We start from the raw sequence: 23,653 nt of genomic DNA, 5'->3' as shown, positions 1-23,653 counted from the left end.
TTACACGGGTGCAACCGCCTACATTTCATTTCCGACGCCGCCGAAAGTATAAACCTCCTGGCCATGTTGGATCAGCTCATCTGCAGGTATCGGGAAGTGGTAAGCCGAGCCGGGCATCAGCTCGCCGAGGCGGCGCTTGTCATAGAAGCCAAGGTTCAGCCATACCAGGTCGCTCTCCACGTAGCGCTCGTAAAACAGCTTTTCCATCAGGTCGCTGTCGCTGTCGGTGGCAGGCGGCAGGTGGCCCTTGCCTACCCTCGATCTGTTGATCAGTTCCGCGGCACCGCTTTCTCCCAGCCTTATTTTAGCCTCCGCCAGGTACGTGTCGTTCTCCACCTGCAGGTAATGGTCTACCAAACCCTGGCCGGTGCGCACCACATCCTGGTAACGGGTATACTTGTACTCGCTCAGAATGAACCAGCCATAGCCCGGGCGGCTCACGCGGCTCTGCGCAAACCAGTTGTTGATGTCGGCATACGTGAAGTACTCATTCAGGCGGGCGTCAGGCGAGTTTGTAACCGGGCCAAGCGAAGTAACGCCCTCCGGCCACGGATACTCAGCGGCCGGATCGGACGGCGCCATCATGTTGATCACCTTCTGGTTCACCCGCATCCAGTCGTAGTCGAACAAGGCAAAACTGTTCATGCCGTTGTCGCGGCTGATAACTTTGCCGCGCCAGCCTTCGTCGTAGCGTACTTTAAAGTCGCTGGTAATGCCTTTCTCCGCGTAGCTTTTCACCCTTTGCCAATCGATCGACTGAGCTTCTTCCGGTGTTCTCGGGGAGTTGGCCAGCAAGCGGGCACCCATTGAGTTCGCAAACGCGATCAGATCGGCTTTGGTGAAGGTTACGCCCGGCATCACCTCCTCCGGGTCCGGGTCGTCGATGTCCTGTTCTAACACGGCGATGGCCTTGTCTATCCTGTCAAGCGAGAACGCGATCAGCTCCTGGTAGCTTTTGGTGTTGGCCTGGTAGTCGAAATCCTCGGCGCTGCCGCTGTCTTCTGTAAACAGGTAGGCCTTGTCGTACAGCAAGGCGATGTTTCCGTAGAGCATGGCCTGCAGCAAGTAGCCGTGTGCCTGTATCCGCTTCGTGTAATCTTTTTTGTCGATGATGATCTTAAACTCAGGATCCTGGAGTGAGCGCAGCACGTTGGTTACGATCGGAATACCGGAGTAGTAATTGTACCAGGCCCCGAAGTTGATGATGATCACCGGGTCGGGCGTCTGGGAGTTAAAGAGAGGCGTCCGTGGCCTGTACCACATGGTTCCCGATCCCCAGCTGGCGGTGCCGGCCGTCACGATGTCTGCGCTGGCAAAACCGATGGCAGGGCTGGCGGCAATGCTGGCGTTATACCAGGCGCCGTAGCCGTTCTTGATCTGCGCAAAGTACTGGTCCTTCAGGTCCGAGGTCTGGGGTTGGTTCTCGTTTTTAACGTTAATATCTTCAAAAACATCCGAGCATGAGCTTGCTATAGATAAAACACATACCAGGACAGCATATTTAACATATCTTAAAATTCTCATGTCAGTTTATTTTTGAAAGTTGAAAGAAATAGAGGCGCTCACGGTCCTGAAAGTTGGGTAGGCTTCGTTGGAGTCAAACTTAAACACGTTTGTGTCCACACCCTCTTTGCCCATACCAGACTCCGGATCGAAGCCCGGATATTCTGTAAGCGTCAGGAGGTTGCGCCCGATAATGCTGAACCGCAAGTTGTGGAAGCCATACTTCTCCAGGCCGGTGATGTCATACCCTAACGACACCTCTCTCAGCTTCACGAAGGTGGCATCGTAGATCAGGTTATCGTTGTCCCAGCCCAGCAAGCCACCTTCCTGCCCGCTGTTGTCCAGGTACTTCAGCGGCTTCACTTCGTTCCAGGGCTTCCCGGACTGGTCCAGGAACTTTGGCTCGGTGGTATACCGCACAGCGTGGTTGTATACTTTGCCGCCCTGTTGCCAGGCTATCAGGCCATACAGCGAGAACTTCTTATAGCGGAAGGTATTGGCCAGGTTCACGTTAAAGTCGGGGGTGAAGTTAGCCGTAGGAAGCGCCACGATGTTGCCCTCGTCGTCCCGCACTTTCACGGCTTTCTCGTTCACGGTGCCTATCTCGGTTCTTCTTACCACATAGCCCTGGTTGTTGAGCACGAATACATCGCTTACGTCCATCCCCTCAGGCACCTGGTTCAGCACCTCGTCCAGGCTTCTGGCAAACTTATCGAGGTACAGGGTACCGAACTCGATCCCTTCCTCAATCCTGAAGCGGGTGCCGTTCAGGTAGTATGGCTCCCCCTCCAGTTTGGTTATTTTCTGGCTGATCTTGTCGAACGTGGCCGAAGCATCCCAGCTGAAGGTTTCATTGCTGATGATCGCGCCACCCAGGCTCATCTCGAAGGCATGCGACAGCACCTCGCCGGCGTTCTGCCATCTGTATGGCGCACCGGCCAGCGCTGGCAGCGGCACCTTCAGGATCTGGTCGGTGTTGCGGGCCCTGGAGTAGTTCAGGCTGAAGTTGAAGCGGTTGAGGAAAAAGATATCCGTACCGGCCTCAAACTCCTTCGAAAAAGATGGCTTTAGGTTTTTGTTGCCAAGCGTGTACTGCGATGAGGTAAGGCCGTTCTCCAAGGTATAGGTTTCATACTGCGCCTCAAACGGAGGCCGCAGACCCGACACGCCATAAGATGCGCGCAGCTTCCACTCCTGAATGCCGTTTATCTTGAAATCCTCTGTTAAGCGCCACGCGCCGGCAACGCGGTAAAAGATCTGGTTCCGCACGTTCGGGCCGAACCTGGAGGAAGCGTCTCTTCTTACCAGGGCGTCCAGAATATACTTGTCCTTGTAATCTATCATGGTGAGGGCGGCCAGGTTGTTGGCCACTGTTTTGGAGGCAAAGGAGCTGGCATACTTAGTGGCCGCCAGGTCGATGGTGGTAAGTCCCATACCCGTTACGCCCAGGTCCGTGCCGCTTGCGCTCAGGTAGCCGTAGTTCTCCGACTCATACATGTACTGCCCCTTAAAGCGGGTGTTGAAGTCGCCAAACTGCTTAAAGAATGATCCCTCCAACTGCACGGTCTGGCTTCTGGCAATGGAGTTGCTTCTGCCAATGCTTCCTTTGCTGGGGTTCAGGTTATAATCCAAGCGACCTTTCGGGGCCAGGTAAAAGCTTTCGGAGCGGCTGCGGTCGGTTCCGTAAGATCCCTGAAACGACAGGTACTCCAGCGGCCTATACTTTAAGGCGAAGTAGCTCAACAGGCGCTCCGAGCGGGAGTCGTTCACGGAGTTGGCGATGTTGTACAGCGGGTTCGGAGCCTGCGCGATGGTGTTCACGTTTACTTTGTAGGGGCTGCCGTCATCGTTTAGCTGGTAGAGGTCCGCGTTAGGGTCTGTGTTCATCAGCTGCCCAAATATGCCCGCTGCCCGGTTATCCGCAATCGACTGCGCATACAGGTTGGATGTCGTGAAGTCCAGCTTATCGGTCAGGCTATAGTCCAGGTTCAGCTTTACGTTGGTTCTGTCCAGGCCCTCTACCATTTTCACCACGCCCGTCTCATCTGTTTTCTCAATAGAGGAGTAAGCCGAGAGGCGGTTGTCGTCGGAGTTGCCTTTAAAGTATAAATAGTTCGTCAGGTAGCTGCCCGGGCTAAAGAACTGGTTCACGTTGTCGTAGGTTTTGGGATATACGTTGTCCACCACCTGGTCAGCGTCTCCCACGTTCGTCACCTCCGGCTCGCCGGTCTCTTCATTAGGTTTGATGATTCGGTTGGTGGCAGACGACTTCTCCGGCACAAAGCCCATAAAGCTCTGGCCATACTCACTGCGGATGCCTATCTCTGTTTTGCCGGCTGGCAGCGAGTTGCCACGCTTCGTGATGATGCTGATAACCCCGTTCGCCGCCCTGGAGCCGTACAGAGAGGACGCTGCCGCCCCTTTTAGTACCTCCATCGACTGGATGTCCTGCACGTTGATGTCTGCCAGGCCGCCGGTCGTCAGCACGCCGTCTACTATAACCAATGGGTTTGAGGAGCCAAAAATCGTTTTGACACCACGCAGCTGGATGTCGCTTTCGGAGCCGGGGGCACCGCTTGTTTTGGTGATCTTAACACCGGCTACCTTGCCCTGCAGGGCCGCAGCCGGATCGGTGCCCGGTACCTTCTGCAGCGTCTCCGCATCTACTTTGGCCACGGCAAATCCCAGCTTCTTTTTAGGCGTGCCCGTTGCCACCCCCGTTACAATCACTTCGTCCAGCGCCTTGTTGTCAGGCTCCAGGCTTACACTAAATTGTGTCTTGTTGCCGATGGTCTCCTCTTTGGGAGTATATCCCACATAAGATACCACCAGCACATCTGTAGATCCGAAATCACCGCTTAACTGGAACTGGCCGTTAACATCGGTGGAGGTTGCTATACTTGTCCCCTTTATCCTTGCCACCGCCCCAACCAGAGGCAGACTATCTTTCCCATCTGTTACCACTCCTGAAATTTGCCTTTGCTGGGCAACGGCTGTCGTTACAGATAGGATGGTTAAGAAAACTGAAGCAACTGTGAGTAAAAGTTTTTTCGCCATAACTCTCTTGGTTTAGTTAACCAAATATAAGCTATTGACTTTCACTTTTTCCACTCTTGATTATGACAAAAGCAAGATAACGTTTCCGGTAACGTTTGCAGAGCGCCTACAGGGGCATCTTTTTTTTCGCAAACGTTTGACAATAGCCTGGCAATCCTCTTTATTGTCTATCGATCCACCCAAAGCGCATTTGCTGTGCCACCCGGAAACCTGAACGCCTGTACTTCTAACTAACCTTACCTCAACCTTAAAATGTTAAATAAACAAGTTACCATCAAAGACCTGGCGCGGAAGCTGAGGCTTTCGGTGTCCACTGTTTCCCGGGCCTTGCGCGATGTGCAGGATATCAACCCGGAAACCAAAAGGCAGGTGCTCGCCTTGGCCAAGGAGCTGAACTACGAGCCGAACTTTATTGCCCGCAGCCTGGTGAACAAGCAGACGAAGGTGATCGGCGTGGTGCTTCCTGTTATTGCGGCGCGCTACTTTGCTAATGCGTTATCGGGGATGATGGAGGTGGCCGACGCAAACGGCTATCACATCATGTTCTGCCAGTCGGACGAGTCGCCCGAGAAGGAGGCCAGCAACATAAAAAAGCTGGTTTCCATCCGGATAGATGGCTTGCTTGTGTCGGTCTCTAAGTGCACCAGCGATACGGAGATTTTCCAGAAAGTACAGCAAAGAGGTATACCGGTGGTTTTCTTCGATAGGGCGCTTGAGCATATCGACGCCACAAAAGTTACGGTAAACCAGCACGAGGGGGCGTTTCTGGCCGTGGAGCACCTCATCCGGAAAGGCTGTACCAAAATAGCGCACATCGCCGGCCCCCGGCACCTTTCCATCGCCATCGACCGGATGAATGGCTACCTCGACGCGCTGCAAAAGTATAACATCCCGTTTAACAAGGAGTACCTGCTGCACTGCGAAGACTTCCAGTATGATGCCATGGAGAAAATTCAGGCGCTGTTTAACCTGGAGGAGAAACCGGACGCCATCTTTACGGTAAACGACTCTATCGCCGTGCTTTGCATTAAGTACCTGAAAGAGCTAGGCATCCGGGTGCCCGAAGATGTAGCCGTGGTGGGCTATAACAATGACCCCGTGAGTGAGGTGGTATGGCCGGCTTTAACAACCGTTATGCAGCCGAGCTTTGAGGTGGGCAAGCTGGCCACGCAGCTTTTGATTGATGAGATCGAGCAGAAGTCTACCCAGCATTTCCACAAGGTGCTCAGCAGCGAACTTATTGTCAGGTCCTCTTCCTAAAGCCTATACCTTAGAGAGGTTCGGCATACTACCTGAAGTATGACTTAAAACGGCGCTAAGGCTATTCTTACACGGAAAGCCTGGGCGCCGTTTTCGTTTACTTGTTTTCTCCCACCGCTTCCAACGTATAGCTTGCCGCCTCCAGCCCGTTTGCCTGGGCCTGTATTTTTATGGGGCCCGCCTGCTTCCCGGCTTTCACTAGTATGGCGGCTATGCCTGCCTCCGCGTCCACTGTTTCAGGCCCTACCAGTTCGGCATCTCCCTCCACCGAGAAAGTGACTGCATTGGTGGCATCGGGGACAACGGTGCCGCTGGCGTCGGTTACGCTGGCGTACACAAATACCGCATCGTTCTTTCCAACTGCCAGCTTTTTGCCGCTAACATCTACGCTAAGTATGAGCTTGGCTGGTTTTTCGGCGGTTTTCTGCTGGTGCGTGGCTGCTTTACGGTTGTTGATGTAGCCGATGGCCGTGAGGGTGCCTGCCTCATACCTGGGTACCTCAAAGGTAAACGGCGGGTGCGGCAGGTGCGTGGAGTTCCGGTCCTGGTCAGGCTTCTGGCGGGCGATGGTTTTGCCGTTGAGTTGCAGCTCCACCTCGTCGCAGTTGCTGTATACTTTCACGGTCTTTAGCGCAGGGTCGCTCCAGTAATTGGCGATAAACACCATCGGCTTGTGGAACACGGCATCCTCATCAAGGTCTGGATTAGCCTGGCTCTGGTAAAAGTAAAAGGCAAACTTGGGCAGGCGCACTATGTCCATAATGCCGGAAGACTCGATATCATCGGCGTAACCGCGCTTGTAGTCGAACATGAGCCAGTTGGCGTCTCCCACGGCCGGGCCCTGCAGGTTGCTGTTGTGGGCCTCCTGGTAGTTCAGGGCCTGCTGCAGCAAACGCTTCTGCCCGAAGCCGCGCAGTTGGCGGCTGGTGCGCTCCTCCTCCTTCAGGTTGGCAAACTCTTTCTGGTTAAAGCCGGCGTTCTGCGCGTAATATTCCCAGTCGCCATACTCGGCAATGAACAGCGGTTTGTCGTTGCCATACTTGTTCCAGTAGTCGGGGGCTTTGGCGTGCTGCCGCGCCGGAATGAACACATCGTACACGTCATCTATCCAGCCGCAAGTATAAACTCCTTCAAACGGCAGCTCCTCGTGCACCGCCTGGTGGGCCTGCTGCATAAACGCTTTCGTCATCCCCGACTCGTTCAGGGAGGCCTCCCAAAGTATAACCGAAGTATGGTTCCGGTCACGGCGCACCATCTCGCGCACATCCTGCAGGGCGTTCTGCTGGAACTCAGCCTCGCCGAAAAACTGCCAGCCCGGTATGGCGTCCATCACCAGCAAACCCAACTCATCGCAGGCCTCCATAAACGCCGGCGACTGCGGGTAGTGCGACAAGCGCACGAAGTTGAAACCGGCCTCCTTTATCTTCCAGGCATCGCGGTAGTTGGCATTATCAGAAAGCGCGTAGCCTAGGTATGGATACTCCTGATGGCGGTTGGTGCCGCGCAGGAACAGTTTCTCGCCGTTCAGGTAAAAGCCGTCTTTCGCGAAGCGGAAGGACTTTATGCCGGTTTTTATACGTTGCCTGTCCAGCACCTTGCCATCCTGCAGCAGCTCCACATCCAGGGTATACAAGTATGGCGCGTCCGGCGACCACAGCTTCGGGTTAGTGATGTTTATACTTTGCCGGAACGTGCCGAACGCACCCGGCTGCACGGCCATACTTTCTGATTGCGCCTCCCCTATCTTGTTTCCGCTGCTATCTGAAAGTATGATTCTCACCTGCGCCTCCTGCTGCTCGGCGTGGTCATTCTTCAGCTCCGTCTGCACCTGCAGGGTGGCGGCTTGTTGGCTCACGTTTTGGTAGTTCAGCAATACGCCTCCGCCAGTCACGCGGTTGGCGGCCACGGCGTCCGAAATATGCAGTTTGTCTTTGGTGATGAGGTATACATTGCGGTAGATGCCGCTGTAGTAGTTAAAGTCCAGGTCGGCGAGCGGTTTGCCGGGCGCTATGTTGGGGTTGTCCTCGTTGTTGAGCTTTACCAGCACCACGTTCTCCTCGCCATACTTTACCTGTGCTGTGATATCCACATAAAAAGGGAGGTAGCCGCCTAGGTGCCGGAAAATGTGCTGCCCGTTCAGGTATACTTCCGCCACCTGCATGGCCGCCTCAAACTGAAGCGCGATATGCTTGCCTTGGTGGCTGGCAGGTATGGTAAACGCTTTACGGTAGAAGGCTGTGCCCTGCCACTGCTGCTCTGTTTTCTCGATCGGCTCCAGGCGCGCCGTGTGCGGCAGCGACACCTGCTCCCAGGCCAGACTGTTTTGCCCGCCAAACACCGCAGCCGAGTCTGCATCACGCACAAACTCCCAGCCGTCGTTAAAAACTTGTTTCCCTAATGACGTTGCGCCGGCAACGCCTGCCTCCTCGGGCACGCTCCTGCAGCCGGCTAACACGGTAAAAGCTAGAAACACAAAAGTATGAAACAGGTATGGTAACTTCATTTTACAAGGCATGGCTGCTACAGGTGGGTATGGTTCTGTGTACAGGTAAAAGTATAAATTATTTCCGTATGGTGTTGCTGCCGCTCGCTTCCGCATCCTGTAAAAGGCAAAAGGCCCTGAAGCTTTACCTCCAGAGCCTTTCTAACCTAAAATAAAGTAACACTAACAATTAAAACTTCAGTGGCCTCAAAGTAGAGACGATTCTATCATACTTCGCAAGGCCCTGCGGCGGGACTCACGAGAGATTTCCTTTTTTCAGCTCACTCACGGCGTAATCCACGGCGCGGGCTGCCAGGGCCATGTAGGTGAGCGATGGGTTTTGGGTGGAGGTGGACGTCATGCAGGCGCCATCGGTCACGAACACATTTTGGCAGGCGTGCAGCTGGTTATACTTGTTGAGCATGGATGTTTTCGGGTCGTGGCCCATGCGCACGCCGCCCATCTCGTGTATGTCCAGCCCCGGTGCCTGCTTGGAGTCGTTGGCGCGGATGTTGGTGAAGCCCGCCTTGGTGAACATCTCCGTCATCTGCTCGATGTAGTCTTTCACCATCTTCTCGTCGTTATCGTCGTAGCCGACCGAGATGTTGAGCTGCGGGATGCCCCAGGCGTCTTTTTTATCGGCGCTCAGGCTCACGTAGTTTTCTTCTTTCGGAATGGTTTCGCCCATCATGTGCGACCCCACTTTCCAGTTGCTCCAGCTTGGGTTCAGGAGCTGCCGCTTCAGATCTTCGCCAAAGCCGGAACGGTCTTCGCCTTTATACCTATTGGCACTGAAGCCGGCGGCGTAGCCCCGCAGAAAGTCGGTTTCCTGCTTGTGCAGGTTCCGGAACCTCGGGATGTAGCCTCCGCCCGCCGGGTTTCGGCCATCGGTGGCGTACTCCAGCAAACCGTCGTACTCTGCCGATATCCTGGCCCTGTAGTTATGGAAGGCCACGTACTTGCCCAGCACGCCGCTGTCGTTGCCCAGCCCGTTCGGGAACCGGGAAGAAGTGGAGTTCAGGAGGATATGATTCGTATTCAGGGCGGCCGCGTTTACGAATATCACCTTTGCGTAGTACTCGGTCGCCTCTTTGGTGTTGGCGTCTATCACGCGCACGCCCGTTGCCTTTCCGGCCTTCTCATCGTATATCACCGACTCTACCACCGAGAACGGCAGCAGCGTCATGTTGCCGGTGCGCTCGGCCCAGGGAAGTGTGGAGGAGTTGCTGCTGAAGTAGCCGCCGAAGGGGCAACCGCGCTGGCAAAGGGTGCGGTTCTGGCACTGGCCCCGCCCCTGGTCCAGGTGCACCTGGTTAGGCTTAGAGAGGTGGGCGCAGCGCGCGCTGATGACGTGGCGGTTGCCGTAGTTCGCTTTCAGCTTCTGCTTAAAGTAATCTTCCACGCTGTTGAGCGGGTAGGCTGGCAGAAAATCCCCGTCCGGCAGCTCGGCAAGCCCGTCGTTGTTGCCGGAGATGCCGGCGAACTTCTCCACATAGCTATACCAGGGGGCCAGGTCTTTGTAGCGGATGGGCCAGTCCACGGCAAAGCCGTCGCGCGCAGGGCCATCAAAGTCCAGGTCGCTCCAACGCTGCGTTTGCCGGGCCCACAGCAGCGACTTGCCGCCCACCTGGTAGCCGCGTATCCAGTCGAAGGGCTTCTCCTGCACGTAGGGGTGCTCGGAGTCTTTCACGAAGAAGTGCATGGCATCCTCGCGGAAGGCGTAGCAGCGGCTGACCACCGGCTCTTTCTCTCTTATCTCCAGCGGCACCTCCCCGCGGTGATCAAACTCGTAGGGCATCATGTTGGTGGTGGGATAGTCGCGGTTGTGCTTTACTTCCCGTCCCCGCTCCAGCACCAGTGTCTTCAGGCCTTTCTCCGTCAGCTCCTTGGCTGCCCAGCCGCCGCTGATGCCCGAGCCGATCACAATGGCGTCGTAGGTGCGCTGTTTTACGCTGTCTATGTTCAGGTTTGCCATGTCTTTAGCTTATCTGTTCTTTGTTAACCGGATAGTAGGCGTCATACCTGCCGGGCACCAGTTCATACACCCGCAGCTTGGTCATCACCAGTTCGGAGTTGAGGTAGCCCTTGATCGTTTCCCCTTTCAGGATGGCGTAGAAGCCGAGCACCTCCTCAGAAGCCTTGCCCTCATTCACGGCCGCCACCACGTCCCGCTGCTCCGCCGGGCTTAGCTTTGTAAAGCTGTCGCCGGCCTGCTTTTTCGCTAGCTCGTCGAAGGCGTCCATGCCTTTCATAAACACCTCCCGGTCCTCTTTTCCATGGCAGTCATCCACCATCTTCAGGGTAAACAGGTGCAGGCCCATAGCCTTGCCGCCCGGCGTGTCGGTGGCCGGTATGATCGTTTCCACGAGTTGCGCCAGCAGCTGCTCCTGCCCCTCCGACACATCCAGGTTATCCAGCGGAATAGAAGCTTTGCTCTCATCCAGCACGCAGGAGGGCAGCATCACTGCTCCGCCCGCAAAGATCAGGAGGCCTTTTACGACCGATCGCCTATCCATAAGTATAAATCATTAAGTAAACTTTTCTGTTGGTCTCGCCTGAAGCCAGACGAGTTGCCGGTAAGCGCCGCATTCACTCTAAAAGGAGCGTTTTAAAGATGCGGGCACGAGTACCGTAAGCTACGAGATCACTAATATAGTAATATGTATAAGCTTCACAAAGAAATAATGCTGCAACATTAAAAAAAGTGTGACTACTCACCATTAAACCAGAAAGATGGTTTTTCACAGATTCTATCACGCTTAAAACATCCTTTTCACCTCTCCTTTACATGCCTATGAGCAATAGTTCTATAACGAATCACCCTCTAAAACATTATTTTTGTTATTTTTTCAATAAATTTATATACTTTAAAGCAAAATAATAGTATAACAACAAACCCATATTGCTTTTGTATTTCATGTTGCACATATTTATATGATTGATTACTCAATTATATCTTAAAGCCTATGTAACATCTATACTTCAACTCCTTTATTCTTCCTGGTCTCCTGCTACTATATGTCAGGTAATCAAGAGTCTTCTAACGAGAGTCTTTCAGGTGTGTGCTTACACCCTCTGTAGAGCATAAAAAATAATTCACCTAACTAACCTACTAATATGAAACAGAATTACTCAAAGGCATGGATTCCCCCGTTGGGCAGACATGCGAAGTTTACGTCCCGGCAGATGAAGCTAGCCACGGCACTAGCGGTAGCCTGTCTGTTACAGGCCCCTACCGCCTCCTCGGCTGCCACGGCTGCTTTTGCCGCCGAAAGCAGCCTGACGGTGCTACAGGGCGTTGAGGTAAAAGGTAAGATAACCGACGAAAACGGAGAAGGCATACCTGGCGCCACCGTAGTGGTGAAAGGCACCACGCTGGGCACCACGACTGACCTGAGTGGTAATTTTAGCCTGAGCGTACCGGACGGCAACAGCACCCTGGTTGTTTCTTTTATTGGCTATAAGACACAGGAAATACCGGTAAATAACCGCGCCTCTATAAACGTGTCCATGGCTGCCGACACAAAGGCGCTTCAGGAAGTGGTTGTGACGGGATATGCCGTACAGGAGAAAAAAGACCTGACGGGCGCCGTAGCCGTGGTAGACGTATCGGAGATGACCAAGCAGCCGGAGCCTACGGTAACCAGTATGCTGCAAGGTAGAGCGGCCGGTGTAACCGTGCTTAGCTCTGGCCAGCCGGGAGAGTCGCAGCAGGTTAGGATACGGGGATTCAACACCTTTGGCAACAACACGCCGCTCTACGTGGTAGACGGAGTGCCAACCCAGAACATCAGCGACTTGAACCCGAATGATGTGGAGACGATGCAGGTGCTCAAAGATGCCGGCTCCGCCTCTATCTACGGTTCCCGTGCCGCCAACGGTGTGGTGATCATCACTACCAAAAGGGGCAAGGATAAAGTGAAGGTGACGTACGATGGCTTCTACGGCACGCAACGCCCCCCTAAGGATAACCCTTGGGACTTAGCTAACCCGCAGGAAATGGCCGACCTGAACTGGCTGGTTTACAAAAATAGGCGGAATGTAGATGATCCTACGGAAGTGGACCCTTTGTATGGCACCTATACTCCTAGCAGCTCGCCAACCCTTCCTGATTACCTCGTGGCCGGGAACCAAACGGGATTAATGGAAGGCGACCCGGCCGTGGACCCTTCGCTGTATTATGTTAACCCTTTCTATACCGGAGGAAGTACAGAATTAGGCTCTTTCTACCGTATAGTAAAGGCGAACAAGGAGGGTACAGATTGGTTCGACGAGATATTTGACCCCGCTTCTATTATGAGCCACAATGTGGGCGTGAGTGGCGGCGGAGAAATGGGCAGCTTCTATTTCGGCGCGAACTACTTTAACCAGGAAGGTACTCTAAAGAATACCTTCTATAAGCGGTATACTGTACGGGCAAACAGCACCTACAACCTTGCTCAAAATGTACGTATAGGAGAGAACCTGGCGTATTCCATCATTAACAGCAGAAGAGTTGGCGGAGGCGAAAACATGATCAACATGGCCTACCGCGAGCAGACTATCATTCCTGTGTATGATATTATGGGCAATTTTGCCGGTTCCTTCGGCAATGGCCTGGGTAACGCCAGAAACCCGGTGGCACAGCTCGATAGAATTAAAAACAACAGATCCCTGAACAGCCGTCTGTTTGGTAATGTGTTTGCGGAGGCAGACCTGCTGCAGCACTTTACGCTACGTACCAGTTTCGGTGGCGAGATGTATAACACCAATACCCGTGCCTTTATCTTCCCGGAGTACGAGAACGCCGAAAACAACTCGTTCAACCAGTTTGACCAAAATGCTAACAGTGGCTATAACTGGACCTGGACCAACACGCTGACCTACAAGCAGAACTTCAATGATGTGCATGACATAACTGTTGTAGTCGGTACAGAGGCTTATAACAACTACTGGGATTACGTGAATGGCACGGCTAGGGGGTACTTCTCCTTCGACCCTGACTATACAACCCTCTCTACCGGTACAACGGCACGTAACAGCTTCAGCGGAAGAGGCGAAGATGCACTTTACTCCCTGATCGGTCGCCTGGATTACAACCTGATGGACAAGTACCTGTTTGGCTTCGTTGTCCGCCGCGACGGTTCGTCCAGATTTGGCGCCAGTAAGCGCTACGGCACTTTCCCGGCGGCTAGTGCCGGCTGGCGTATTTCGGAGGAAAGCTTCATGCAGGGCATCAGTTGGATAAACGACCTGAAGATACGCGGAGGCTATGGCGTGATGGGTAACCAGTTGAACGTAGCACCTGAGAACGCCTTCTACCTGTATGGCGCTGACCCCAACCTGACCTACTATGATATTGATGGGACTAACAAAACTACAGCAGAGGGCTTCCGCCAATCGCGCATTGGCAACACAAATGCTAAATGGGAAACCAATATCAACAGCAACATTGGTATCGATGCGACTTTACTTAATGGCAAAATCGATATCACAGCCGATTACTATCGCAAAGTGATAGACGATCTGCTGTTTGACCCGGAACTGCCGGCCACTTCTGGTGCAGCGACAAGGCCATTTGTGAACATTGCCAAGATGAAGAACAGCGGTTTGGACCTGGCCATAACAGGCCATATTAACGCAACCTCCGACCTTACCTTTGACATTACCGGTACGTTAACCACCTACGACAACGAAATACAGAAAGTGTCTAATGGTTCTCAGTACTTTGACCTGGAGAGTCGTCGCTTTAACGGCAGCTACATTGTCCGCAACCGCGTAGGCGATGCCATGAGCTCTTTCTACGGTTACCAGATAGAGGGTTTCTGGGATGACGAGGCCGAGATAAACGCAGCCAACGAAACAGCGCAAGCCGCCACCGGCGACGCAAGTGCCGTTTACCAGTCAGACGTAGCAGTAGGGCGCTTCCGCTATGCGGATACCAACGGCGACGGCGTCATCACCCCGGATGACAAGACCATACTTGGTAACCCGAACCCGGATTTCACCTACGGCCTGAACATTGGTGCCAACTACAAAAACTTCGACTTCAGCATGTTCCTGTACGGTTCGCAAGGCAATGACATTTGGAACCAGGTAAAGTGGTGGACCGATTTCTACCCGAACTTTGGTGGAGCTAAGAGCAAAACCGCTGTGCATGATTCCTGGACACCTGAGAACCGCAACGCCACTGCCCCTATCCAGGAGCAAAGCGGGTCTTTCAGCACCACAAACGTTCCTAACTCCTACTTTGTGGAGGATGGTTCTTATCTGAGAGCCAGAAACATGCAGTTAGGTTATACTTTGCCGAAGACCATCCTGGACAACTATGGCGTTGGCAGCCTGAGAGTTTACCTGCAGGCAACCAACCTGTTTACCATCACAAACTACTCCGGCATCGACCCAGAGATTTCTGGTGGCACCACTGCTTTTGGTATAGACGAAGGCAACTATCCGAACGTGCGCCAGTACCTGGTTGGCCTGAACCTGTCCTTCTAGTTTAATGACTTTAAAATTTGAATCGTATGAAAAGATATAAACTGTTACTGTTAGCCGCTGCCTGTGTTGGCTCTCTGCAGCTAACAACTTCGTGCAGCGAGGATTTTCTTGACAAGCCAGCCATTGGCGGTTTAAGCGAGGACATTATCGCTAATCAGGCCGGTGTAGAGAAACTGCTCATCGGTACCTATGCTGCCCTGGACGGCCAAGGCAATGGCGCCGCTATTGCTGGCGGCGGCCAGTGGGAGGCCGCGCCAACCAACTGGATCTACGGCAGCGTGGCCGGAGGTGAGGCACACAAAGGCAGCGATGGCGCAGACCAGCCTGCCATTAACTCTATCGCCACCTTTATCTCCGACCCTAGCAATGGCTTTTTCAACACCAAATGGAAGGCTTTGTATGAAGGTATTTCCCGTGCCAACTCTACACTCAAGCTGTTGGCGCAGGCTAACGACATCTCTGACGCCGATAGGCAAAGAATTGAGGGCGAGGCGCGTTTCCTGCGCGGGCACTTCTATTTTGAGCTGAAGAAGATGTTTAACATGGTGCCATGGATAGACGAAACCACTGAGGATTTTAACCAGCCAAACGACCAGGACATTTGGCCAAAGATTGAGGCTGACTTTCAGTTTGCCATGGATAACCTGCCAGAAACACAGGCACAGGTGGGTAGGGCCAACAAGTGGGCAGCAGCTTCCTACTTGGGCAAAACCTACATGTTTGAGCATAAGTATGCGGAAGCCAAAAGTGTCTTTGACCAGGTTATTAACGAAGGGGTTACTTCCAATGGTCTGAAGTATGGCTTGGTAGATAGGTTTAAGGACAACTTTGACGCAGCGAACGAGAACAACAAGGAGTCGGTATTTGCCATACAAATGGTGGCTTACGACGGAACCGGCACCATCTCTAACGCCAACCAGGGCGAGATGCTGAACTACCCGTATAACAGCCCGTTCCGCTGCTGCGGTTTCTTTCAGCCAACCATTGACCTGGCTAACTCTTACCGCACCAACAATCAGGGCCTACCATACCTGGACAGCTATAACGCACAGCCGTTGAAGAACGACCAAGGAGTATCTTCCAGCACAGCCTTCACACCAGACACACAGCCTGTAGACCCGCGCCTGGACTGGACCGTAGGTCGTCGTGACATTCCGTTCCTGGATTGGGGTTATCATCCTGGCCAGGCCTGGATACGTGAGCAGAGCACTGCCGGCCCGTACTCCTCTAAAAAGCACATCTACTGGCAAGCTACTGCAGATACTTACTCCGACCAGAGTTCATGGGCACCGGGCTCAGCCATCAACGTAGTGCTGATCCGCTTTGCTGACGTGCTGTTAATGGCTGCCGAGGCGGAAGCCCAACTGGGTAACCTGGCGCAGGCACAGGAATACGTAAATATGGTGCGCGCCAGAGCGGCCCTGCCGGTAAACAAAGTTTATGACTACAAAGACCCGGAAAACCCTACAGCCGGCTTCAGCAATGAGGAAGCCGCCAATTACAACGTAGCGCCATACCCGGATGGCTACTTTGCAGGGCTTGGCCAAGAGCAGGCACTGGAGGCAATCTACTTTGAGCGCAAGCTGGAATTAGCGCTGGAGGGCCATCGTTTCTTTGACTTGGTGCGCTGGGGCAAGGCGGAAGAGGAGCTAAACGCTTTCTTCAACTATGAAGGGGCTATTCTACCAGATGTAAACGGTGGAAACTTTGTGACAGGCAAGAATGAGTACTTCCCAATCCCGCAAATACAGATAGACCTGCAAACGGTAAACGGAGTTTCTACGCTGACGCAGAACCCTGGCTACTAAGCTATAGTATCATCTATACTTTGCATTACATTCCAGCACAACGGAATGTATAAAAAGAAAACCACCTGTAGTTTTACAGGTGGTTTTCTTTTTATACTTATACTTTTTATACATCTATGCAGTAAGGCTACTCTGCTCCCAAAGTTTATACTTGTAGATTCCCCTGCTTCAGTTCGCTCACCGCATGGTTTACAGCCCTTGCCGTTAGCGCCATGTAAGTGATTGATGGGTTCTGCGTGCCGGTGGAGGTCATGCAGGCGCCGTCGGTTACGAATACATTTTGGCAGGCATGCAGTTGGTTATACTTATTCAGGAGCGAAGTCTTCGGATCGTGGCCCATGCGTACGCCGCCCATCTCGTGTATGTCCAGCCCCGGGGCCTGACGGCTGTCGTTGACGTGGATGTTTTTGCAACCGGCTTTGTCCAGCATCTCCGCGCCCTGCTCCAGGAAGTCCTTCAGGGATTTCTCATCATTCTCATCATACCCCACCGACACCTTCAGCAGCGGCACGCCCCAGGCATCTTTCTCGTCGGCACTCAGGCGCACATGGTTGCTCTCCTTCGGGATCGTCTCTCCCTGCATCATCATGTAAATGCCCCAGCCGCCGGGCTCCAGCAGCGCATCCTTGTAGGCGGCCCCTAGCTGCTCGCCGTTTGCGGCGGCGCCTCCTCTCCCCCTGCTGGCGCTGTAGAAAACCATGTAGCCCCGCAGGAAATCTGTCTCCTGCCTGTGCACGTTGCGGAAGTTCGGCATCATTACGGCGCAGGGCCGGCGGCCGTAGTAATAGCTATCCTCATACCCTTCCATACTTGCCGAAAGCGAGCCCCGGTAGTTATGGAAAGCCACATACTTGCCCAGTAAGCCATTGTCGTTGCCCAAGCCGCTGGGGAACCGCGAGGAGGTGGAGTTCAGCAGGATGAGGTTGGTGTTCAGGGTGGAGGCGTTCACGAAGATAATTTTGGCAAAGTACTCGGTTGCCTCTTTCGTGTGCGCGTCTATCACCCTTACGCCTACCGCTCTTCCCTTTTTCTCATCATACATAATGGAGTGCACCACGGAGTCGGGGCGCAGGGTGAGGTTACCGGTTTTGGCGGCCCAGGGCAGTGTGGAGGAATTGGAGGAGAAATAGCCGCCGTAAGGGCAACCGCGCTGGCACAGGCTTCTGGCCTGGCACTGCCCGCGCCCCTGCTGATGGTGGATCTCCTGGGGCTTCGTTAAATGGGCACAGCGGCCAATCACCACATGCCGGTCCTGGTACGCCTCCACAATTCTTTTGCGGATAGCTTTCTCGACCACGTTCATCTCCCAGGGCGGCAGGAACTCCCCATCCGGCAAGGTGTCCAGCCCATCTTTGTTGCCGCTGATCCCGACAAATCGCTCCACATGGCTGTACCAGGGGGCCAGGTCGTCGTAGCGGATGGGCCAGTCTACGGCGAAGCCATCCCGGGCCGGTCCCTCGAAATCATACTTGCTCCAGCGCTGTGTTTGCCGGGCCCACAACAGTGACTTGCCACCCACCTGGTAGCCACGAATCCAGTCGAAGGGCTTCTCCTGCACATAAGGGTGTTCTTTGTCCTTCACAAAAAAGTGGGTGGCATCCTCTTTAAACGCGTAGCACCTGGAGGCGATTGGGTTCTCCTCTCTTAGGTCCAGCGACAGGCGGCCACGGTGCGGCAACTCCCAGGGATTTTTAGTGGCCGTAGGATAATCTTTCAGATGCTCCACGTTCCTGCCCCGCTCCAGCACCAGCGTTTTGAGGCCCTGCTCGCAAAGCTCTTTGGCTGCCCAGCCCCCGCTAATCCCGGACCCGATCACGATGGCATCGAAAGTATGATCAGCTAGCCCGGACGTATTGATATTTGCCATGATGTTTCTTGAAGTGAAATGAATGCCGAAGGCCGGTACATGCCGGCCTTCGGTAAGCTGTAATTTATACTTGTCCTGCTATAAAGCTTTCTGGTCTTTGCTCAGGTCTTTGATGCGGATGTTGCGGAACCATACCGTTGAACCGTGGCCCAGGAAGCCGATGTAGCCTTTCTTCCGCTTCAGCCCCGGGTGGTCTTTCCCGTCCAGTGTTCCGTTCTTGCTGGCTTCCGCGATATCCCCGTCCATGATGGTGGTGCCGTTCAGAATCACCTTCACCTTCGGCCCTTTCACGATCACCTCCTGATAATTCCACTCGCCCACAGGCTTCAGGGCACCCCGCTTCGCGGTGATCACCCCGTACACGGAGCCATGGTACTGGTAGTCCTCCAGGTTGCGGTAGATGTCGGCGTCGTTGTCCAGGATCTGCAGTTCCATGCCTTGGTAGGCAGCGTCTCCCTCCAGCGGCGCACGCACGCCCAGACCATTGTTGGCTCCCGGCGTCAGCTTAAACTCGAAACGGAAAACAAAATCGCTGTACTCCTCCTTGGTATACAGGTTACCGCCGCTTCCGAACTTGGGTTTGTGCACCACCATCACGCCATCCTCAATCACATAGTCGGTGGTGTTGCCCTGCCAGCTGTGCATGTTGGTGCCGTCGAACAGCACCTTAAAACCTTCTTTCTTCTCTGCAGCGCTCAGCTGAAACGGCTCAGGGCGCGGGATCTCACGGATGTAAATATCGCGGTAGGCTACCCTGGAACCATGCGCCTGCAGCTCCAGCTGCTCCTCCGGGAAGATCGGCAGGCCCCTGTCCCAGTAGTTCTCCAGGATCACGTTATCGGTCACCAGCTCCCCGTTCAGGTATACGGTCACACGGTCGCCTTTCATCAGGATGCGGAAGTTGTTCCACTCGCCCAGCGCGTTATCGGCTACCTTCAGCGGCTTGCTTGGGTGCACCTGGTTGTTGTACAGGCCTCCGGAGCCTACCTGTGCCCCCACGTCTACCCGCGAGGTGTCCCACATCTGCACCTGCGGCGTGCCGCGCAGGTAAATGCCGGCATCGCCTTCCTTGTTTCCATCGTCAAAGATCTTCCAGTCCACATACATTTCAAAGTCGCCATACTTCTTCTGGGTAGCGAGGTTGTTGAAGCCATGCCCCACGTAAATGATCTCACCGTTCTCTACTTTCCAGTCTCGTCGCATTTCCTCGTCGGCCACTTTTTGCTTCTGAGCCAGCGTCTTGCTGTCCATCTTGGCCCGCTCTATCGGGTTGCCGACCAGTCCTTTCCACCCGCTCAGGTCTTTGCCGTTGAACAGCGGCACAAAGCCCTCTCCCTCCGGCATCTCGGCCAGAAACTTGCGCATCGACTCTTTCTGATACTCGCTGTCGGGCCCCTGCAGCACCTGGATGGTCTTGTTCAGGTAACCACGCACCACGTCTCCCTGGAACTCCTTGTTGGAGAGCGCAATGTTCATGACCGCATGCGCGGCTTCTTGCTGCAGATCAGGTTGATTCAGGTACGTGCCGGCAAATACCAGCGCCGGGAACGTCTTGTTCCGGCCTACTTCAGAAAGTATAAGCTGCTTCTGCTCTGTTGTTTTGGCCACCTCCATGGCCTTACGGAGCATCAGCACCTTCTGGGCCGCCGGGTATGTGGAGAGGCTCACGGTACGGATGTAGCCTTTCAGCGCCTCGTCCAGGTAGGTGGCGTTGTTGGCACTGGCGCTGATGCGGTACAGCTCTTTTGCCGCGCTCACATCCGACCATTGCGAAAGCGCTGCCAGGGCGGCGGATTTGCTGGCCTCATTTCCGTTTTCGAATGCCTGCGCGACAGCCTGCAGCGCCTGGTCCCCGCCTATACTTGCCAGTATGTTATAATAGGCCGGTTTCTTCTCTGCCGGCGCCTCGTTCATTTTTTGCAGCACCAGCGCTGCCTTCTCCGACTGATTTTCATAATCGCCTACCGCTGCCACCACGGCTTTTTGCACCGCCGCCAGTTCTTCCGGTTGCGTGGTTTCGTTCAGAAGAGCGAACAGCTGTGGCAGGTTCTCTTTGGTGGCCATGTTGGCGAGTGCCTCCAGCGCAGCCAGGCGCACTTTAGCGTTATCATGCTTTGCGTACGGCAGCACTTCCTGGAACTTCCGGTTCTCGCCGCGGGCTCCTAAAACTGCCAACAGCTCCGCCTGGGCCACTGCGGGCATCTTTGGCAAGGCCTCCGATACTTTGTCCGTCATACCCTCGCCTTTCATGATCAGCAAGGCATTTTTCACGGCTACCGCTTCTTCCTCGCCGCCTTTTCGCATCGTTTTAAACAAGGAGGGCAGCGCCTCTTCCTGCCCCAATCTGCCGGCCGCGCCAATGGCTGCAAGCCTTACCTGCATGTCTTTATCCTTCAGCGCCTTTTCCACTGCCGGCAGCGCACTCTTTGCGCCGCTCTTGCCCAGCATGGTGATGATCTCTGCCTGCACCTGGGCATCGGCTTTCTTTTGCTTCTTCACCCACAGGGCCGTGTTGTCAGCGGTCAGGTATGGCGCGGCAAATTTCAGGGCGGCGGCGCGGTATTCCGGATTCGGGTTGCCCGCTGCCTCTACCAACAGGTTCATACTTTGCTCTTTTTGCAGGTCGGCCAAAAGCTTCAGGGCTGCCGTACGCGTGTGCACCTGCTCCTCGGCAGTGGCCTTGCTCAGGATGGATTGAGCTATCTTCTCTGCCTGTGGCTGCTGCCCGTTCTCTGCCAGCCTTTTGGCAAACAACAGGTAAGTGGCGGTGGCGTTGTCTTCGTCATACTTATACTGATCTTCTTCCGCCGCTTTAGCAAGTATGGCCTCCGAAGAAGGATTTGCGATGTTGGCCAGGGCGTAAAGCGTGAGCTTTCTCAGTTTCTCATCCTGGCTGCTTGTCAGCGGCGCCAAGGCCGAAGCTGCTCCAGTATGGCGGGTGTCACCGAGCGCCTCCACCATGGACAGTTGACAGTCGCCTTGCGCCTTTTGCAGGGCCTGCAGGAGCGCCTGGCTGGCGGCGGGACTATTTATACTTGTAAGGGCTCTGGCGGCGGGTCCGCACAGGCGTTCGTCGCCCAGATAGCCCTGCAGACAGGAAACAGCGGCATCATCCCCGACCGTCTGCAGCTGCCTGATCAAAAAGGCTTTGTTCTCCTCATGCGTGGCATTTTGCAGGGCGCGGCAATAGGCATTGGCGCTCATCTTCCGCCATTCCTTTCTCTCTGGCTGCATCACGTAAGCGGAGAATCCTCCCAGCGCATACTCTATACCTGTGTTGTCCCCCTCGCCGGGGGCCGACAGCAAGCCGGCCATTTCCACGAGGCCCTCCTCTCCCATAGCGGCCATTTCCGCCATGCTTGCCTGAAGGTGTTTTTCGTCTTTTGCCGGCAGCTCTGCCAGCAAGTCAGCGATCTTCGTGGAAAGGGTTCGCTGGTCATTTTTTCGTTGCCCCACAACGGCAGTGCTTACCATAAGCAAAGCCAGGAGCAAGAGTGATGTTCTTTTCATGATATCGGTGCAGTATAATTCTAACCTATACAAGAATGCTTTTGAGTTTTATGTTACAGCTACGCCAGCGTCCAGTCGGAGCGCATGGGCTGGTATACCAGGCGGTTCGCACCCTCATCGTCGATGAACTCCTGCTTCACGGGATCGAACCTGAGGGAGCGCCCCAGCCGCAGGGCCGCCAGGCCCATGTTCACCAGCGTGCAGGACCGGTGGCCGTTCTCCTCGTTTAGCGCGAACTTCTGGCGATTCTTCACGGCCTGCACAAAGTCCGTCACCTGCGGCTCGGGGTCCGGGAAGGCGGCCAGTTTCCGCTGGAGGTCAGGGATGTCGGAACGAAAGCCGGGGTAAAGTTTTCCCTTTGGCCCTTCGATGTAAGGGATGTTTTCTTCTTTCCCCTCGCCATCCAGGATGATCTGGCAGCCGTCTTCATAAGTATAGGTGATTCTGCGCCAGGTGCCAACGGCATCGGTGTGCTGCTGCGGCGCATCGATTTCCACGGACACCGGGCTGGTGTTGTCCTTGCCCAGGAAATACTGTATGGGGTCCATGTAGTGCTGGCCCATATCGCCGAGGCCGCCGCCGTCGTAGTCCCAGTAGCCGCGGAAGGTGCCGTGCACGCGGTGCGGGTTGTAGGGCTTGTAGGGAGCCGGCCCCAGCCACCTGTTGTAGTCCAGATCTTTCGGCACCGGAACCGGGTCCAGGTTAGTCTTGCCTACCCAGTAGAACTTCCAGTCGTAGCCGGTACCGCGGCCCACGGTTACTTTTAAAGGCCAGCCCAAAAGGCCGCTGTCCACCAGCTTCTTGATTGGCTTAACGGTGGTGCCCATGCCGTAGAAAACATCGTCGAAGCGGAACCAGGTGTTGAGGCGGAAGATGCGCCCGTGCTGCTGCACGGCCTCCACCACGCGTTTGCCCTCCCCGATGGTGCGGGTCATCGGCTTTTCGCACCAGATGTCCTTTCCGGCCCGTGCCGCATCGGCCGCCATAATGCCGTGCCAGTGCGGCGGCGTGGCGATGTGCACGATATCCACCTCCGGCAGCTGGATCAGCTCCCGGTAGTCGGTGAAGGTTTTTACGCCTTTGCCCAGCATGTCCACGGCGGTTTTCAGGTGGTTCTGGTCCACGTCACAAACGGCCACCACGCGGGTATCGCCGTAGGGAAAGTGGTTGCGGCCCATGGAGCCTACGCCGATCACGCCTTTGGTGAGCTGGTCGCTGGGGGCCACGTATCCTTTGCCCCCCAACACAAAGCGCGGCACAATGGTGAATGAAGCTAGTGCAAGGGCAGACTTCTTTAAAAAATCCCGCCTTGAGTTCTCTTGGTCTGGTTTCATGAAGAGTGAAGGTTTATACTACGTTAACTTTTATACTTATCCGGCTCGTTAAAGCCATTAAAAACAAACAGTAAGCGTATTCATCCGAAACCAAATGCCTGCATCCGCCCTGTGAGGCCGCGGCACTCCGGAGGTAAGCGTATCTTGCCGCTGCTCTGGTTTAGAGTAATAGCGGCTTTCGCTGGATAGCGGTGTACTGGGTTTAGAGAGGCGGTGCCAATGCATGGCGTCTCATCCTGGATTAGTTTTTCTGCATAACTGCAGTAGCGGGTTCAGGAGCTGTCAGCTGACTTTCAGCGTATTAATATATAAATTATAAGAGTATAAGAAAAGCCACAGGGCCTAAAAGTCCAGA

Annotated in this window: 11 protein-coding genes; 3 read left to right on the top strand and 8 right to left on the bottom strand. The window is 54.6% G+C overall.

The features are described 5' to 3' along the window. Positions 1–18: 18 nt before the first annotated feature. Together FJM65_RS11510 and FJM65_RS11505 are read right to left on the bottom strand one after the other, a co-directional pair. On the bottom strand, positions 19–1,524 hold the full coding sequence (locus FJM65_RS11510; RefSeq protein ID WP_140621665.1) for a RagB/SusD family nutrient uptake outer membrane protein: 1,506 nt from the start codon (positions 1,522–1,524) through the stop codon (positions 19–21). A gap of 6 nt (positions 1,525–1,530) precedes the next feature. Further along, positions 1,531–4,560 carry a SusC/RagA family TonB-linked outer membrane protein gene (locus tag FJM65_RS11505; protein WP_140621664.1) on the bottom strand — a complete coding sequence of 1,010 codons (3,030 nt, stop codon included), beginning with the start codon at positions 4,558–4,560 and terminating at the stop codon, positions 1,531–1,533. Between the two features lie 252 nt (positions 4,561–4,812). Here FJM65_RS11505 and FJM65_RS11500 point away from each other — a divergent pair, with 252 nt between their 5' ends. Then, positions 4,813–5,820, top strand: a complete 1,008-nt coding sequence (locus tag FJM65_RS11500; protein ID WP_140621663.1) for a LacI family DNA-binding transcriptional regulator — start codon at positions 4,813–4,815, stop codon at positions 5,818–5,820. 97 nt (positions 5,821–5,917) lie between these two features. Here the strand turns inward: FJM65_RS11500 and FJM65_RS11495 are convergent, their stop codons facing one another. The 3 genes from FJM65_RS11495 to FJM65_RS11485 all read right to left on the bottom strand — a co-directional run bounded on the left by FJM65_RS11495 (position 5,918) and on the right by FJM65_RS11485 (position 10,818). Continuing rightward, positions 5,918–8,323 carry a glycoside hydrolase family 2 protein gene (locus FJM65_RS11495; RefSeq protein WP_181163701.1) on the bottom strand — a complete coding sequence of 802 codons (2,406 nt, stop codon included), beginning with the start codon at positions 8,321–8,323 and terminating at the stop codon, positions 5,918–5,920. 235 nt (positions 8,324–8,558) lie between these two features. Beyond that, the gene (locus FJM65_RS11490) at positions 8,559–10,277 is read right to left on the bottom strand and encodes a GMC oxidoreductase (RefSeq protein WP_140621661.1); all 1,719 of its coding nucleotides are present in this window, start codon (positions 10,275–10,277) and stop codon (positions 8,559–8,561) included. A 4-nt stretch (positions 10,278–10,281) separates the two neighbouring features. After that, positions 10,282–10,818, bottom strand: a complete 537-nt coding sequence (locus FJM65_RS11485; RefSeq protein ID WP_140621660.1) for a gluconate 2-dehydrogenase subunit 3 family protein — start codon at positions 10,816–10,818, stop codon at positions 10,282–10,284. Positions 10,819–11,419: 601 nt separating this feature from the next. On the opposite strand from FJM65_RS11485, the gene FJM65_RS11480 reads away from it, so the two are divergent. Then, positions 11,420–14,779 carry a SusC/RagA family TonB-linked outer membrane protein gene (locus tag FJM65_RS11480; protein ID WP_140621659.1) on the top strand — a complete coding sequence of 1,120 codons (3,360 nt, stop codon included), beginning with the start codon at positions 11,420–11,422 and terminating at the stop codon, positions 14,777–14,779. Between the two features lie 26 nt (positions 14,780–14,805). Continuing rightward, on the top strand, positions 14,806–16,587 hold the full coding sequence (locus FJM65_RS11475; protein ID WP_140621658.1) for a RagB/SusD family nutrient uptake outer membrane protein: 1,782 nt from the start codon (positions 14,806–14,808) through the stop codon (positions 16,585–16,587). Positions 16,588–16,732: 145 nt separating this feature from the next. On the opposite strand, the gene FJM65_RS11470 is transcribed toward FJM65_RS11475, so the two are convergent. From FJM65_RS11470 to FJM65_RS11460, 3 genes are all read right to left on the bottom strand, one after another. Then, positions 16,733–18,454 carry a GMC oxidoreductase gene (locus FJM65_RS11470; protein WP_140621657.1) on the bottom strand — a complete coding sequence of 574 codons (1,722 nt, stop codon included), beginning with the start codon at positions 18,452–18,454 and terminating at the stop codon, positions 16,733–16,735. A gap of 78 nt (positions 18,455–18,532) precedes the next feature. Further along, positions 18,533–21,964, bottom strand: a complete 3,432-nt coding sequence (locus tag FJM65_RS11465; protein ID WP_140621656.1) for a DUF1080 domain-containing protein — start codon at positions 21,962–21,964, stop codon at positions 18,533–18,535. A 59-nt stretch (positions 21,965–22,023) separates the two neighbouring features. Further along, the gene (locus FJM65_RS11460; RefSeq protein WP_140621655.1) at positions 22,024–23,298 is read right to left on the bottom strand and encodes a Gfo/Idh/MocA family oxidoreductase; all 1,275 of its coding nucleotides are present in this window, start codon (positions 23,296–23,298) and stop codon (positions 22,024–22,026) included. Between the last annotated feature and the right edge of the window lie 355 nt (positions 23,299–23,653).

Origin of the sequence: Pontibacter mangrovi (assembly GCF_006385705.1) — a bacterium.
GTDB lineage: Bacteria > Bacteroidota > Bacteroidia > Cytophagales > Hymenobacteraceae > Pontibacter > Pontibacter mangrovi.
Note: the sequence above shows the minus strand (reverse complement) of the source record. Positions and strands in the feature narration are given on the sequence as shown.